Below are 14,895 nucleotides of genomic sequence, written 5' to 3'. Positions count from 1 at the left end.
CAGGTCCAGGATCTTTTGGACCTGACACTTTAGTTGCTGCAAGATCCATTTCTCATTTCTAAATTCAGCGAAGAATACCATGCCCGTCTCTACTGAAACTCAAGTTCGTGTCGCGCATGCGGATGTGGTCATGGACATGGCGTTCCAGCGCTCCCTGGGATACTGGCAGCATGGCGAGAAGGAAAGCGATCCCTGGCTGAAACGGACGGGCGACTCAGGTGCCATCTTTCTCGAAGAGAAACAAGCCGTCATCATCGAAGGGGACTGTCTCCATCAAGTCTCGGCTCCGGAAGGGGGCACGATACTTGTCTGCGGCAATCTGTACTCCACTCTGGATGTCAGCGGCTTCTCCGAAATCATCATCACCGGCGATGTCAGGCCGGACGGTTATATCAGAGCCGATAACTCTTGCCATACGTTTATTGGAGGCCGCCTCGAAGGCACACTGCAGTCTTCTGATTGGAGCAAAGTCTGGATTGAATCCGATTTATCAGGTGTCCTGAAAACCGGATTCTCTTCCACGCGCATCCACGTCAACGGCGATTACACCGGGAGCATCATACCCCATGAACAACCATCCTCATTCTTTCTGACCGTCGCCGGCTTTGCTGCGAATGATTCACTTCACAGAATCATGGAATACTACCCCAACCGTTTTAATGCCTCCATCAGCGTCAGCGATGTCCCGCCAGGCCTGTACCCGCTGGAGGACTCTCTTCGAAGAAACGAACGTGGCAATTGTTTTGCCCGCTGGTCGGTTCAACAACAGCGATAATCAGTAATCAGTAATCAGTTGGGCATAAATAAATGCCAGCGAAAAGTCACATTTTTCGGCCCCCGCTCTCAGGTAAGACAAGACTCCCCCCGAATCGACTGATATACTGACACAGAAAGTCGGTTCGCTGACGCAAATGTCGCGCCCCCCCCCTTAAATCCTGCACTCGATTTCAAGGACCACTGATGATGTACCGCTTGAGTCTGCTGCTGTTTGCGCTGTGCTGTGCCGCTCCCACTTTTGCAGCAGAGCGTCCCAATGTCCTGTTTATCGCCGTCGATGATCTGCGTCCCGAACTGGCCTGTTACGGCAAGCAGCACATTCATTCGCCAAATATCGACAAGCTGGCCGAGAGCAGCGTGTTGTTCGAGCGGGCGTTCTGCATGGTGCCCACCTGTGGTGCTTCGCGGGCCAGTCTGATGACCGGCATCCGCCCTGCGCGGAATCGCTTTGTCAACTTTCTCGCCTGGGCCGAACGCGATGCGCCGAATGCCACGACGATGAATACCCAGTTCAAACAGAACGGCTACTACACGGCGTCGCTGGGAAAGATCTTCCATCACCCCGCCGACAACAGGCAGGGCTGGTCCGAACCGCCGTGGCGACCGAAAGGGGTGCAATGGTATCAGCGACCGGAAAACCAGGAAAAGCACGCCGCACGACAGAAGCTGGGCAACAAGAAAAAAGGGCCCGCGTGGGAATCAGCCGACGTCCCCGATAACGCGTACATGGATGGCGTATTGGCAGAGAAAGCCATTGAGAAACTGCAGCAGTTGGAAAAACAGGAGCAGCCTTTCTTCCTGGCGGTCGGTTTCTTCAAGCCGCATCTGCCCTTCATCGCTCCCCAGAAATACTGGGATCTGTACGACCACGACAAAATCCAGTTGCCCGCCAATCACAAAGTCCCGCAGGACGCACCAAAAGAATCAATTCACAGATTCGGCGAACTGCGGGCCTACGCCGACATTCCCGCGAAGGGCCCGGTCTCTGAAGAAACCGCCCGCAACCTGATTCACGGCTATTACGCCTGCGTGAGTTATACCGACGCGCAGATTGGTAAGCTGCTGGCGGAACTCGATCGTCTGCAACTCAGCGACAACACCATCGTCGTCCTCTGGGGCGATCATGGCTGGAACCTGGGCGATCACACACTCTGGTGCAAGCACAGCTGCTACGAAAGCTCGCTGCACATCCCGCTCATCGTGCGGGCACCGGGGATCAAGGGGGGCGAACGCCGCTCATCGCTGATGGAGTCGATTGACGTCTATCCCACCCTCTGCGATCTGGCCGACATCCCGCAGCCGAAACACCTGAAAGGGCAAAGCTTCGTCAGCCTGATGAAAGACTCTACAGCAGAATGGAAACAGGCCGCTGTCAGCCGTTATAGAAACGGCGATACCATTCGCACCGATACGCTCCGATATACCGAATACACGCTTCCCAAAGGCAAGCTGGTCTCGCAGATGCTTTACGATCACAGCACCGACCCGCTGGAGAACGTCAACGTTTCCGCACAGCAGGCCGACGCCGTCAAAGAGTTGTCCGCACAGTTAAAGCAGCTCAAAGGCCGTAACCGGAAATCCGGCAAAGGCAAGCAGAAGCCATAGCGGCCTTTATTGAAGGTAAACTGCTTTATAATAAAATCAGAATCAGAACGATAATCAAAATCAATCCGATCCCTCCACTGGGCCCGTATCCCCAGTTACGACTGTAGCCCCACGTAGGTAAGGCTCCGAGCAGAAACAGAATCAGGATGATTAATAAAATTGTCTCTAACATGACTTCACTCCTTAGCTGTAGATCTCATTGAATTGTTTAAAATTTGCCAGGCTTGACTATTGCGGGTAAATGCAGTTTGTATGCCAGTAAACCTCTTCTGACATTATTTTTCTCATATTCAATAAGAACCCTGTCTTTAAAGGGCTTATTAGCACTCCACTCGTCTGTTTTCCAAAATCAGCGGGCACCGCAATCACTCAATCCGCCTAAATATGAGCGATCACAAACCAGCCTGGCAGCCAAACCGACTCAACCATAAATAAAGGAAATAAAGGGGTCAGCGACTGTCTTGGATTATGTCAAGAAGCAAGAAGATTTTGATCCCACGTCTGATTGTTTTTCATCATGGAATTCAGGATGGTGATAAACTTTCTCATGCAGGCTGTGATGGCCAGCTTCTTCGGTTTACCTCTTTCCAATAAGGACAAGTAAAATGCTTTGATGCGACTGTTCCAGCGCGTGGCTACTAAGGTCGCCATATAAAGGATCCGCCGTATCTGGCTTCTGCCGGCATATGTTCTGCGCTGCCCTTTGAATTTGCCACTGTCCCGAACGAGAGGAGCCAGGCCGACGAGCTTGGCGATCTGCTGCCGATTCAGTTGCCCGAGTTCAGGCAGCCCGGCAATCAGGTTAGCGGTTGTTGCCGGGCCGACACCTTTCGCAGAGAGCAGAATTTCGGACTTCTGTTTCATGGTCTGGTCGGCTTCAATGACCTTCAGCATTTCATTGTCCAGTTTTTTAAGCTGTTTCTGATAGAGTTGGATCGCCCGTTGAATGAAGGCCCGAATTTGCCGATCCTCAATTTGCTGCTGACGATTGGATTCCTGGGTAATCATACTTTGAACCTGTTCTCGACGAGTTGCCAGCAACTTGAGTTTCTCCCTGTTTCGATCGATTTTTCCCATCGTCCTCGGTTGCATCATCTGTCCAAAAGAGGCGATGATCCTGGCGTCGATGGCATCGTTTTTCTCAAGCTTCCCACAGGCTCTGGCAAAGTCACGAATCAGCTTCGGATTCACCACGGCACATGCAATTCCCTGGCTCTGTAAATATTTGACCAGTTTCTTTTCGTAGCCACCCGTGGCTTCCATGACGACGGTTGCGTTGAGCTTGATGATCTGCCGGGCAAGCAGCTTGAGGGAATCCTGCTGATAAGCGATCTTCTGCTGCTGGCCATTAATCGTATGGAAGAGATCGAGTGAATCTTTAGAAACATCAATGCCAACCACAGAAATTGAAGAGGAGTCTTTCATCGTGTGTCCCATCCTAGTAAAATACGAGCTCACCTGAGTGGCTCTAGCGACTGTTCGGGTTGAAAACGATGCGGCTCTGCGATCCAACTGACCCACGGTGTCTATCAGCACCCAGGACTCGACGATCTACAAAGTCGCAGCTCATCCCTGATGGCCATCAGGGATGAGCTCTTATCAATATAACCAGCCACATCAATTCTGTAAGCCTGGTCCAATGCCGCTCGTACCCGAGATACTAGGAACCTATTATTTTTGGTTCCTGACCCCTTTATTTAAAAAAGAACCCGGAAAACAGATAATTCTGCTTCCCGGGTCTGAACAGAAGGCCCCAGCCAGCGGAACGAATTTGTTCAGATCCGTTCCGGCCATTTCCGTTATAAGCATTTCATAAATGCGACCAGGGCCTGCTTTTCCTGCTCCGTCAGATCGGTCTGCAGTACCAGGTTAAAGAACTCCACCGTGTCCGCCAGCGTCATCAGACGGCCGTCATGATGATACGGGGGCGAATCTTTAATCCCACGCAGTGTGAAGGTTTTAATCGGACCGTCGGGCATATTGTACTGATCACTGATCGTTTCAGTCTTGTAGAACCGCTCCAGATGCAGGTCGTGCATTTTATCGTCCAGATAAAACGGCGCCGGATGGCATTCGGCACAACGACCTTTGCCAAAGAAGACTTCCTGCCCCTGCAGTTCCAGCTCAGTTGCTTTTTCCGGAATCAGTTTCCCGAAGACATCCAGCTTGGGAGCCGGGGGAAAATCGAGCATATTCTGCATCTGTGCCATCATCGCGACGGCATCACTGCGATCAGGAAGATGCACGCCTTTCTTGGCGGCGATCACATGGTCGCCATCGAAATAGGCGGTTCGTTGTTCGAACTCACTGAAATCTTCGACGCTCCGCAACGATCGCTTTGAGCCATGTATCTGTTGATTGAACATGCCCCGCAGACTGACGGTATCAATCCGAAAACGAGCGGCTTGAGGTCGGGTATCCGGATTCAAATGAAAGGCAGCATTCGTGTGTCCGTTGACATGACAGTCCAGGCAGGATACTCCCAGACTCGCTTCTTTCACTTTGCGATCTTCTGTCTGGTTAAACTGCTGTTGCGGGAACGGTGTCAGCAACAGCCGCATGCCTTCCATCTGCACGGGAGTCACTTTTCCTTTCAACAGTTTGTAATAATTCTTGATCGACAGCACCTGTCCCTGCGAAATATCTCCCAGGTCGGGACGACTGGAGAGAAAGATCGGCGGTGGAAATTCAGGGGTCAGGTGATCGGGCAGATCGAAGTCGACATCAAAACGGGACAGATCGCGGTTTTCCAGCTTCTGGATCGCATCAATCTGATTCTTGGGAAAGACCTGCCCTCCGACCGGATGATTGGCGTGCGGCAAAGGACGGAAACCATACGGAAAGGTATTCGTCTCTTTAATGCGTTCGGGAGTCGCCGCCGAGAGCTGTTCCCAGGTCACGCCTTCGGGCAATTTCACGCGTACTCCCTCCTGAACCGCTTTCCGACCGCCGGACATCATGGTTTCAGAGGGTTGATCGCTCATGTCATAGCGATTTTGGAACAGATTTTCCTGACGCTGCATCAACTTCGGTTTTTTCTCTACATCCGCCTGCATGACCTCTTCAAAAGGTTTCTCTTTGACCACAGGCATGTAAGTCTGATCGGGCAGCTTGGGCTTTGCCTTGTCTGCTTCCTGTGACTTTAAAGCAGGGGCAAAAGAAGTACAAAGTACCCCCGTTAATAAACTGAGCATCAATAATTTACTCAAGCTTCTTCGTTGCATTGATTCGATCCTTTTCCTGGCGATTCATCTGGAAATAATTACTCAACAACTGCCTCCCCGTTCGGTCTTAAATACCAGACGGCGCAGAGTTGACCGACCCGAAAATACCTCAAGCAGAGACTATGGATTTACTGTCGCAACAGCTGAAACAGCAGATGTTATGCCAAACTGAGAGAGTCCGTGCCTGAAAGAACAGATACAATCCTCTGGAGCACATCCCATTTAACTATCGCGTCTCGCGATCTATAAAAAGCAGTTCAAATCGAACGGGAGACGCGAAAGAAAAACAGGAGACAGCCTATGGTACGGAATAAATTTGCAGGTTAAAAAGCGAATTTTACTTCCGAAGTGGTAGGGGAATCCCCGATGCGGATGATTTCCGATCAAAGTGACCGTTTTCAAGCCAGCACAGTACCGCCCGAGCGAGCCACTTTTGACCAGCGTGGCTCTCGAGCTGCAATTTTCAGTCCCGGCGGTCTTGGAGACGCTACAGTCAAACGGGAAACCGTCGAGCGTGGCCAGAAATCGAGATACTTATCTCTGCTTAAGCGGTGCGTGAGAGGGAATTGGCTGCGGCTGCCCCTTCACTTCGGTCAATGGAACGATCTGAATGGCATTGAACATCGAATAACCGCTGGGGCCGCGATGGCTGATGAGTGTCACTTCTTCGCCCGCCTTCTTCTTGAACTGGAAGCTGACATACTGCAGACCTTCACGGTAAGGCTGCGTCCGATAGTCCCAGGTTCCGTCATTGGCGGTCGCTTTTTTGCCAACCACCCGCTTGCCGACTTTGAGTTCAATCTCCGCATTCTGATCGGGCGCATCGCCGTGGGCAAAGACATAGATTTTGTACTTACCCGCCGGAAGGTCGAGAATTTTTGTTTCCAGATCCACACAGCGACAGTTGTGATAAATATAACCCTGGAAGATACCGCTCTGCCCCTTGATGCCCCACTCCCCATCATGACGGGTTACCCGCAAACGGGCGGTACTCGGGCTGGCATCGCTATAGCGCATATAGTCGACGGCGGTTGTGCCAATATCCACTGAATTCCACACATCACTGGGCCGCCCCACGATGCCATCGTAATTCCCGATTCCCGGATCATGGGCAAACACCACATTCAACGACCGTACCGCCGGCCGTTTCCCGGCTTGAATCAGATCAGGACGACTGCCATTTTTGAAAGGTTTCTGAGTGGGAGCAACGGGAATCGATTTCAATTCGCTTCGCTTCGGCTGTCTGGGTAGCGACTCCTGTCGAGACTGTTGCTGATGCTGTTGCGGTGCCTGCGAAGATTGCCTGAGCGACTCCGCCCGAGACTGCTGCTCGCCACGTTGAGTGGTCTCGGCCTGTTGTGCCCAGGCGGTTCCGCTGAACGCCACCTGGAAGACTCCCAGCAGACCGGTCAGCCCGATAAATGTGATCGCCAATGCAACCATCGTCCGCACTCGGACCGGACGTCGATCCTGGGTTTCCAGCAGAATCGCCTGCAGTCGCTCTGCAAAACCGCTGCGCGACGCCATCGAGACAGCCAGGTATTTCAGCCTGCGACCTGCCTGGAATCGCGAGACCACCTGCAGCAGTTGGTCGGCGTAGTCGGAAGCCCGGGTTCCATTTTGTAAGACAATATCATCACAGGCGCGTTCCCGTTCGAAATGCACACAGCGGGAGGCGAACCAGATCAGCGGGTTCAACCAGTAGACTGCACACGTCAGTTGCACAAACAGTTGCAGCAGGCAATCGCGACGCGAGACATGCGCCAGCTCATGCAGCAGCGCAACACGGATTTCCTCATCCGACCACTGCTCTGCTTCGCGCGGCAGTAAAATTGAGGCCCGCAGCATGCCCCATGTCATCGGCATCGTCCACTCTTCTTTCACCAGTAAAGTGACAGGCTGCGTACAACCTAATGTTTCGCGACAGGTCTGCAGGATGTCAAACAGGCGTCCTTCCGAAACCATTTCACACTGCCGACCAATTGAACGAAGTCGAACCGACATCACCGCCAGTCGCAGACACAGCAGCACCACTCCCGTCAACCAGCAGACGCTCAACCACTGCATGGCTTGTGAAATATAAAACGTCGCGTCTGCGGAGCGACTGTTTTGAATCTTGTGCTGAGTTGTGAACGTGACAGCAGGCGGTATTTCTGTTTGGCTGGCAGCAGTATTTGCAGCGTTGTACGGTATCGTTTTCACAACAGGCTCTGCTGCCGACGTTGTCTGGCTGGTATTTGCAGCATTCGCCTGCGACAGGGAAAACGTTCCCATCGACCATTTCGGCAGGCTCGCATTGATGACAGGCAAAGCCAGTACCGCCAGGAGCGCAGCACCCCAGACCGTATGCCGCACAGAGGCGCTCGCCTGTTGTAACAACCGTGTCAACAGAAATGCAGCCACCAGAATCGCGGTCGACTTGATCACCAGGTCCAGCAGGAAATCAGGCTGTCCGATAAACGCAATAAGTTCCCAAAATACATCCATCGTTTAATTCCCCTTTTCTCGCGCTGCTTTGATAAGTTTGACCATCTCACGCAATTCGTCGTCGGTCAGAGTATCGTCGCCACTGGTCAGCTGCGCCGCTAAAGCCTGCTTAAAGGAACCATCAAAGAACGTCTGGATCACATGCTTCAACGCTTTCGTCCCTTCCGGTCGTCGTGGCGATGTGGGCGCGTACACAAACTCGCGTCCCCGCTTATGCCGACTCACGATGGTCTTATCCATCAGAATACGCAGCATGGTGCGAATCGCGGTCGGCGTCGGTGCGTTCGGCAGATCACTCTGGATCTCCAGCACGGTCGCTTCCCCGCGCGAATAAATCGAATCCATAATCTGGCGTTCCCGCCGGCTGAGTTCGATATGCTGTGACATTTCCCGTTCCCTGTAATCGCTTCAAAACTGACACGCTAAATTATTAGCGTTTACACAAGGCGTGTCAATACGAAAAGCTAATTTATTAGCGAATCGGTCCTGTAAGCCATCTGAGCTTCTCAAGTCAGTCTTGCGTCTCAGCCGCGTGCCCTTCCGCTTGACTGGGAACTACGGCCCCTTCCGGGGTATGAGATTTCCGATAAAGCCCCCTGGCCTGCATCACTTCCTGATTCGGCAGATGTGAACCACAACGCTCGCACTGTGACCGGTACTGAGGTAAGTGAAACTCACATCGGGGACAAATATACCACAACCAGTCAGCTCGCGTGCGTCCGGGATTGGTTTCCGCAGCTGCGATGGCAGCCAGTAACATCTCTGCGGTCGACTCTACGCCATATGTATAAGTTGTGACGGTTGCCTCAGAATGATCCTGCTGTCCCTGCTTCAAATTGAACCAGGGACAGAATTCCTGAGGCATCGGATATTCAAGCAGATACCAGCCTGGATCACGCGATGCGTGTATCCACGCCAGTGAAGGCACATGATCGGAGGGGTCTTCCGCATCCCGGGCATTGAAATTCATCATCGAATGTGAAGTACCAACCCAGAGATCCGGCCCCTCTATCGTTTCGAGATATGTGAGAAGTTGATAGTTTGGAAAATCGTATTCCCGATAGACATTGTATGAATCCGGATCGGGTCCCCACCGTTTCAGAAGTTGATCCCCCCACTGATGCTTGATTCCTGTGATTTTCATAGACTCTTATTTCTCATATTTATCGATAATCTACCGACAACCTGGCGAACAGAAATTTGCCTGTTCTCGTTCCTGATCAATCCGTTTCAGGTGCGATAATGCCTTCAGGAGCGGATACTGTCCGATACAGGCCTTTTGATTTCATCTCATTTTCTGGAGGAAAAGAAAAACGACAACGCTCACAGTGCACCATGTAATGGGGAGAGTGCAAGTCACAGACCGGGCAGAGATACCATATCCAGTGGGCACGCGTTCGACTCGGATTCGTATCCGAAGCGGCAATCGCATTTAATAACTGGGTTGCCGCCATCTCTTCACCACTGGCTGTTAAAGTTACCCAGGCACTTGCCCAGAGATTATTATTCCCGTGCCGCCTTTTAACTCTGGGAATGACATCACGTGGTACCGTCTGAGCCCCCTCCTCCACAATTTCCGCAGACGCTGGAACCCAGGGACGTGCTTCGCGTGGCAAAGGATATTCAATCCTGTAAAAGACAGGTGAGGAATTGAAATGGTAACTGTTAAACCCGGAGATTTTGACGAACACCAAAGGTGGTACAAGATCATTTTCATGTTAGGAATCACGAGCGTAGAAACTGAAAAGTGAGCTATTTCTGGAATACCACAAGCTCGGCCCTTCAACCGTTTCCAGGAACGTTAAGAATTGCTGGACAGCAAGATCAAGGGCATCATAATATTCAGGCTCACTAGCTCGAGAGGGAAAGGAGGAAACAAATTGTGTTTCTTCCTGTTCGAATGTCATACTCAATAGTTTCATTCAGTTTAATCCCTTTTGGAGGGGGCAGCAGAGAGATTAACATGATTTGAGGTAATGAAGCCAGGAGATGAGTCCCTCTGATTCGATTTTGATCACCCACTACCTACACCAGTCCAGGTAACCTCCCCTAAATGACTAACTGTCTTCATCTACATAGTCACAGTAAAAGCAGGTCTCTTCCGGAATCGAAACCGTCTGCTGTAATTTCGGTTGCTTCTGTTTGCGGCGCACCAAGAGATCACTACCTTCTATGAGAATTCAGGCATACCACTTCATCATGTTATCAGTGAGAGAATCGAGAAAAAAATGAGCCCCCTTTCAGGGATCTGCTTTTTCTTCTTTGCGTTCCGTGACGGTTCCCTCTTCTTTGATATAAACCCGAGTTCCTGCTGGGAAATCAAGATTCGAAAAAACAGTTTCAGACAGTTGCTGCAGATCAAGCGAGATGCTGGTGACATGGAATTTTTCCCGCCACGAAAGCTGCTGTTTCCCTTCCCGTTTGATCACGAACGAATCGTATCGGTCGGTGTGAAACCTCACAGGTATCCAGACACCGGGTTGGACTTCTCGCCATTCATCGACCGTCGATTCCGCAATGGGCATCTCTGTTGACCAGCGGTACGTGTAACTCAAATTCCGCACAGGCAGCAGGTTTCGATCCACAGCCAGCCAGAGTTCCCAGCCGTTATGACGGGTTCCGTTGGAGAGAATGACATCAATGAGCACCCTCTTGCATTTGTGCCCCTGAAATTCACGATCTGCTAAGAGTTGAGTTTCAATTTTCGAACCGGGAGCAACATAAGAAGGGTTCGGGTACGCCAATACTGCTGGCGCCCCTTTCATATACGTGGAGAGAGGAACCTTCGGGGCTCCACTGCTGAGCAGATACATATGCGGCCGGGCCAGGTTCGTCAGGCTCGGGTACTCATCCGAAACCTGACCTTGACGCTGGGAGTGAGTTTGCTCGGCGTTCTCTGGAGTCTCGATGAGTAACTTCCGCAAACTGCGAAAGGTGGTTCCATCAAAAACCTGAATTGATTCCGACTCACTGTATCTGCTTTTAGGACCGTTCTTCGGGACTTTCACTGCCCCGATATATCCCACTTTTAAACGCCCTTTGGATTTCTCTTCCAGTCGAAATTTCTGTCCCTGTAGCGTGAGTGAATAGTCCCACTGTTTTCGAATCTGCTGATCCGGGTCTGCCGCTTTGGGAAATTTTTCGTAAACTCGTGTCAGTTTGAGCCGCTGGTCTGCATAGAACTTCTCATTGCGTTCAATCTCACGAATCAGATCCTGCAGCGTTTCGATCTGCTGTTCCCCGGATGCAGGTTCCTTCGACTCAGCCTGCGCCCGGGGTTTATCTGGTTCCGCTCCAGTAGCAGAGACAGAGAATACATGGACTGGCATCAGAATCAGTAGAGAGATATATAAAGCATTTCCCATCAGTTTTATCTGTAACAGCACGTTGATTCTCCTGGTGACTCAATGAGAAACGAAGTCCAGCTTCTTCAATTCAACATTCTTCAATCGTTCGCGTCCTGTTCCGGAATGATCTTCAGCTTGGCCAGCCATTCCATTGACTGCTTCTGCCAGGCGTCCCACATCGGGCCTTTGTAGCCATTCAGTCCATGACCGCCGGAAGGAAGTTCCAGCAGTTTGGAAGGAATCTTCTTCGCCTGCAGAGCCGCATACAGATCCTGGCTGTTTTTGATGGGCACCGGTTTGTCATCAACGGCATGCGCCAGGAAAATGGGAGGTGTCTCTGCGGTCACCTGTTTTTCGTTGGAAAACAGTTTTACCATCTCCGGAGTCGGATTGTCGCCCAGCAGATTTTTACGCGAGCCCCCATGCGTACTTTCCCCCATCGTCACGACAGGATAAACCAGGATGGCAAAATCGGGACGGCAGCTTTCGCGATCAACGAGTTCTTTGGCCTGGGGATTTCCTTTATCAAAATGGGTCGCCGCAGTCGAAGCCAGATGTCCGCCGGCTGAAAAGCCCATGATGCCGATCCGATTGGGATCGATGTCCCAGCGTTTGGCATTCGCCCGCACCAGACGAATCGCCCGTTGGGCATCCATTAAAGGCACGTACGTACGACCGTGGGGCATCCGGTATTCCAGCACGATCCCGGTAATCCCATGTTGATTGAGCCACTTGGCAATGCCGTGCCCTTCTCCGCCGGTTACCAGTCGCTGATAACCGCCGCCCGGACAGATCACAATCGCGGCCCCGTTCCCTTTTGCCGGTCGATGCACGGTGATTTTGGCGTCTTCCTTTTTGAAGTGCTCCCTGTCAATCGGTGCGTGACCGTTCCATAACGAAAACTCTTCCGGAGCCAGACTGGTGGCTTTGGTCGAGACACTGACCGTCGGCGGAACCAGCAACGCGGACAAGACCTGCGCGTAAACGCGATGCCCGAAATCATTCGGATGGTTCACGCCGTTTCCGGTCAGATCCCAGTCCTGTTTCTGCTTGAGAAACTCGGTCCAGATCGAAGTCATATCCGCCAGCGCGACTCCCGGCTCGCAGAGTTCCGCCAATGCATCGCGATACTGGGGAAACAGTTCATGTTTGAGTCGTACCCAGTCCCGGTTGCCCAGCATGGGGGCGACCAGAATGAATTCTGTTTCCGGCAGCTTTTTTCGAACCTCTTCCATCAGGGCTTGCGTATTGGCCTGATATTCTTTAGCAGAGCGACCGGCGGAATCGTTCATGCCAAACGCGATGATCACCAGATCGGGTTGGGGTGCCACCACCTGGTCCACTTCCGTCAGCGCCCAGCGTGTGTCTTTGCCTCCCACCGAGGGATTCGTCACATTGACCTTCGTCTGATACTTATGTTCCAGATGCTGCTGCAGCAGTTCCAGAAACGCTGGCTGAAACGGCGCCGCCCCTGCCCAGCCTGAGGCATTACAGCCCGTGGAGATACTGTCTCCCATCAACACGATGGAAACCGGCTTCTGCTCGCGCAGCTTGCTTATCGTGCGGGGCAGCATTTTCTCATCAAAGGTCGGCGTAATCCCCTGCCAGTTGACCGGCTCGTGAGTGTAGGTGATGCAGGTCTGCATATTGTGATATTCGAGTTTCCCGCCAAAGAAGATTTCGCCATTCCCGTCGCGGTGCGTCAGTTTATGTCGCTGTGAGTCATCGGGACGACGCAGGTCAGCAGGCGTCTGCGAATTGATTCTCGAATTGGCAGTCAGCATAATTTCGTGCGTCCCTGGATTCCAGCAATAGTCGCGGCATTCCTCATAAGTAATCGTCCCCGCAGAGTTAGTCACTTTCAAAACTCTGTCGATCGGAAACAGGACCGATGCACTCGCTACCCCGGTTTCCGGATCTTGAATAAACAGGACTGATTCACCGCGAACCGTATCCCCCTGCCAGAACGGTTTCAGCAACTCAGGCTGATACTTCCACTCTGACTTCGCTTCAGGTTCAGCAGCGAAAGTAATTCCCGACAGCAACAGCATTGCCGCTGTCAGAGCAGTAACCAGTCGCCAGGATCGGTTGACATTGAATTGAGAGAGGAAAAACCCGGCGTGAATGGGATTAGGACTGTTCACAAAAAACCTCCGATTGAGCTGCCTGGACGAGGATATCACTGTTACAATAAAACGGACCTGCATTGTAACGCGCTCAATTTCGTTTGTCTGCTGAATTGAGAGAAATGCCGACAATCAGGATCTGCCAGAAATGGAATGACACATTTTGCATAATTTCTTTGGATATATTTTTCCCCGTTTGATAGATATTGATATACGAATCAGTCTTTTAAGAAATCGGTAAATCCCAAGTAACAAGAGGCAACTGTGGCGAATCCGGATCACATATGGATCATCCGACAGGGAAATCAAGCGATCAATCAATGGAAAAGCAGGCATCCCGATGCAGGTCTGGATCTTTTTAAAGCGGATTTGCGAAGAGATAACTTAAGTGATCTCGATCTGTCGGAAGCTGATCTGAGAAATGCAGACCTGCGAGATGCGAACCTCGAAGGCAGTGATTTATCAGGAGCTTATCTGGGGCAAGCCAGACTTTGCCAAACAAATTTGTGTCGCGCCAATCTGCAGAAGGCTGACCTGACTGGGGGCAATCTGACAGGCGCCATTTTGAATGAAGCGAATTTGGAAGCTGCTTATTTGAATCAGTCCAATTTTAGTCATGCTGATTTAAACGAAACGAAGCTTGCCCACACTAAATTAATGGAAGCAAATTTCTTCAATGCCGATTTAAGGAAAGCGGATTTAAGTGGTGCTGACCTGAGGGGAGCGAATTTAAAATGGTCTAATCTCAGTGGAGCCAGGTTATCAGCTGCTGAGTTAAGTAAAGCAAATCTGATCGAAACTGATTTGAGCGACGCGGATCTGACTGAGGCCATTTTCACTGATGCGAAATTGCGGCAAGTCAAATTGAATAATGTAACCGGATATAATTTGACTTCTGAACAGGAAGCCGAGAACGCAAAAAAGATAACAAAAAGAATTATGGGAACTGGTTATTTGATTATCCTGATCTCTGTTCTGATATTTCTCGGATTGATCGCGATGGGCACTGTCTTTCCGCCATCAACAGACAACCCTGGTCAACTTGATCCCGCTGCTTCGGGAATAATCACTTTCCTGGCAATGGGAATTCTGCTTATAGGTTTTCTTACCGGTTCTGTGTATATTGCGACAGACAAGGGTTATTCCGGGGAACTGGGATTCATTATCACATTCTGTTTTATCCTGACGGCATACCTGCTGTTGCAGGTCCTGCTGGCGGAATTCATCGGAGTCGCATTTTTCGGTCCAATCGTTCTGGCACTTTTACCAGATAAAAACCAGAGACGAACTTACTGAAGCAGATTCGAAAGCAACGGTTGTACCGACGGG

12 protein-coding genes are annotated in these 14,895 nt (G+C 51.3%); 3 read left to right on the top strand and 9 right to left on the bottom strand.

Annotated features, from left to right (window positions below; translation table 11 throughout):
* Window positions 1–79 precede the first annotated feature (79 nt).
* The gene (locus GmarT_RS07750) at window positions 80–775 is read left to right on the top strand and encodes a hypothetical protein (protein WP_002649531.1); all 696 of its coding nucleotides are present in this window, start codon (window positions 80–82) and stop codon (window positions 773–775) included.
* Between the two features lie 185 nt (window positions 776–960).
* Window positions 961–2,382, top strand: a complete 1,422-nt coding sequence (locus GmarT_RS07745; RefSeq protein ID WP_230682355.1) for a sulfatase — start codon at window positions 961–963, stop codon at window positions 2,380–2,382.
* A gap of 25 nt (window positions 2,383–2,407) precedes the next feature.
* Here GmarT_RS07745 and GmarT_RS07740 read toward each other — a convergent pair whose 3' ends face one another.
* The 9 genes from GmarT_RS07740 to GmarT_RS29870 form a co-directional block, all read right to left on the bottom strand.
* Window positions 2,408–2,554 carry a DUF3309 family protein gene (locus tag GmarT_RS07740; protein ID WP_002649533.1) on the bottom strand — a complete coding sequence of 49 codons (147 nt, stop codon included), beginning with the start codon at window positions 2,552–2,554 and terminating at the stop codon, window positions 2,408–2,410.
* Window positions 2,555–2,853: 299 nt separating this feature from the next.
* Complete coding sequence (locus GmarT_RS07735; protein ID WP_002643830.1) at window positions 2,854–3,807, bottom strand: IS110 family RNA-guided transposase; 954 nt, start codon at window positions 3,805–3,807, stop codon at window positions 2,854–2,856.
* A 374-nt stretch (window positions 3,808–4,181) separates the two neighbouring features.
* Window positions 4,182–5,606 carry a cytochrome B6 gene (locus tag GmarT_RS07730; protein WP_198139460.1) on the bottom strand — a complete coding sequence of 475 codons (1,425 nt, stop codon included), beginning with the start codon at window positions 5,604–5,606 and terminating at the stop codon, window positions 4,182–4,184.
* 534 nt (window positions 5,607–6,140) lie between these two features.
* Entirely contained in the window at window positions 6,141–8,093 is a 1,953-nt protein-coding gene (locus GmarT_RS07725; RefSeq protein ID WP_002649536.1) for a M56 family metallopeptidase, read from the bottom strand.
* A 3-nt stretch (window positions 8,094–8,096) separates the two neighbouring features.
* Entirely contained in the window at window positions 8,097–8,480 is a 384-nt protein-coding gene (locus tag GmarT_RS07720) for a BlaI/MecI/CopY family transcriptional regulator (RefSeq protein WP_002649537.1), read from the bottom strand.
* A gap of 124 nt (window positions 8,481–8,604) precedes the next feature.
* On the bottom strand, window positions 8,605–9,237 hold the full coding sequence (locus tag GmarT_RS07715; protein WP_002649538.1) for a hypothetical protein: 633 nt from the start codon (window positions 9,235–9,237) through the stop codon (window positions 8,605–8,607).
* Between the two features lie 76 nt (window positions 9,238–9,313).
* A complete protein-coding gene (locus GmarT_RS07710) occupies window positions 9,314–9,709 on the bottom strand; it encodes a hypothetical protein (RefSeq protein WP_149302521.1) in 396 nt (131 codons plus the stop codon).
* 624 nt (window positions 9,710–10,333) lie between these two features.
* Window positions 10,334–11,479 (bottom strand): hypothetical protein, encoded by a 1,146-nt coding sequence (locus GmarT_RS07705; protein WP_002649541.1) that lies wholly within the window; start codon window positions 11,477–11,479, stop codon window positions 10,334–10,336.
* Window positions 11,480–11,538: 59 nt separating this feature from the next.
* A complete protein-coding gene (locus GmarT_RS29870; protein ID WP_230682356.1) occupies window positions 11,539–13,584 on the bottom strand; it encodes a GDSL-type esterase/lipase family protein in 2,046 nt (681 codons plus the stop codon).
* A 246-nt stretch (window positions 13,585–13,830) separates the two neighbouring features.
* Here GmarT_RS29870 and GmarT_RS07695 point away from each other — a divergent pair, with 246 nt between their 5' ends.
* A complete protein-coding gene (locus GmarT_RS07695; RefSeq protein WP_002649833.1) occupies window positions 13,831–14,862 on the top strand; it encodes a pentapeptide repeat-containing protein in 1,032 nt (343 codons plus the stop codon).
* Window positions 14,863–14,895 lie beyond the last annotated feature (33 nt).

It is taken from the genome of Gimesia maris, assembly GCF_008298035.1.
Taxonomy (GTDB): domain Bacteria; phylum Planctomycetota; class Planctomycetia; order Planctomycetales; family Planctomycetaceae; genus Gimesia; species Gimesia maris.
Note: the sequence above shows the minus strand (reverse complement) of the source record. Positions and strands in the feature narration are given on the sequence as shown.

What these genes read in the sequence shown, in the direction of transcription:
- GmarT_RS07750 (WP_002649531.1), top strand. Translation starts at nt 80, where the DNA reads ATGCCCGTCTCTACTGAAACTCAAGTTCGTGTCGCGCATGCGGATGTG.
- GmarT_RS07745 (WP_230682355.1), top strand. Translation starts at nt 961, where the DNA reads ATGATGTACCGCTTGAGTCTGCTGCTGTTTGCGCTGTGCTGTGCCGCT.
- GmarT_RS07740 (WP_002649533.1), bottom strand. Translation starts at nt 2,554, where the DNA reads ATGTTAGAGACAATTTTATTAATCATCCTGATTCTGTTTCTGCTCGGA.
- GmarT_RS07735 (WP_002643830.1), bottom strand. Translation starts at nt 3,807, where the DNA reads ATGAAAGACTCCTCTTCAATTTCTGTGGTTGGCATTGATGTTTCTAAA.
- GmarT_RS07730 (WP_198139460.1), bottom strand. Translation starts at nt 5,606, where the DNA reads ATGCAACGAAGAAGCTTGAGTAAATTATTGATGCTCAGTTTATTAACG.
- GmarT_RS07725 (WP_002649536.1), bottom strand. Translation starts at nt 8,093, where the DNA reads ATGGATGTATTTTGGGAACTTATTGCGTTTATCGGACAGCCTGATTTC.
- GmarT_RS07720 (WP_002649537.1), bottom strand. Translation starts at nt 8,480, where the DNA reads ATGTCACAGCATATCGAACTCAGCCGGCGGGAACGCCAGATTATGGAT.
- GmarT_RS07715 (WP_002649538.1), bottom strand. Translation starts at nt 9,237, where the DNA reads ATGAAAATCACAGGAATCAAGCATCAGTGGGGGGATCAACTTCTGAAA.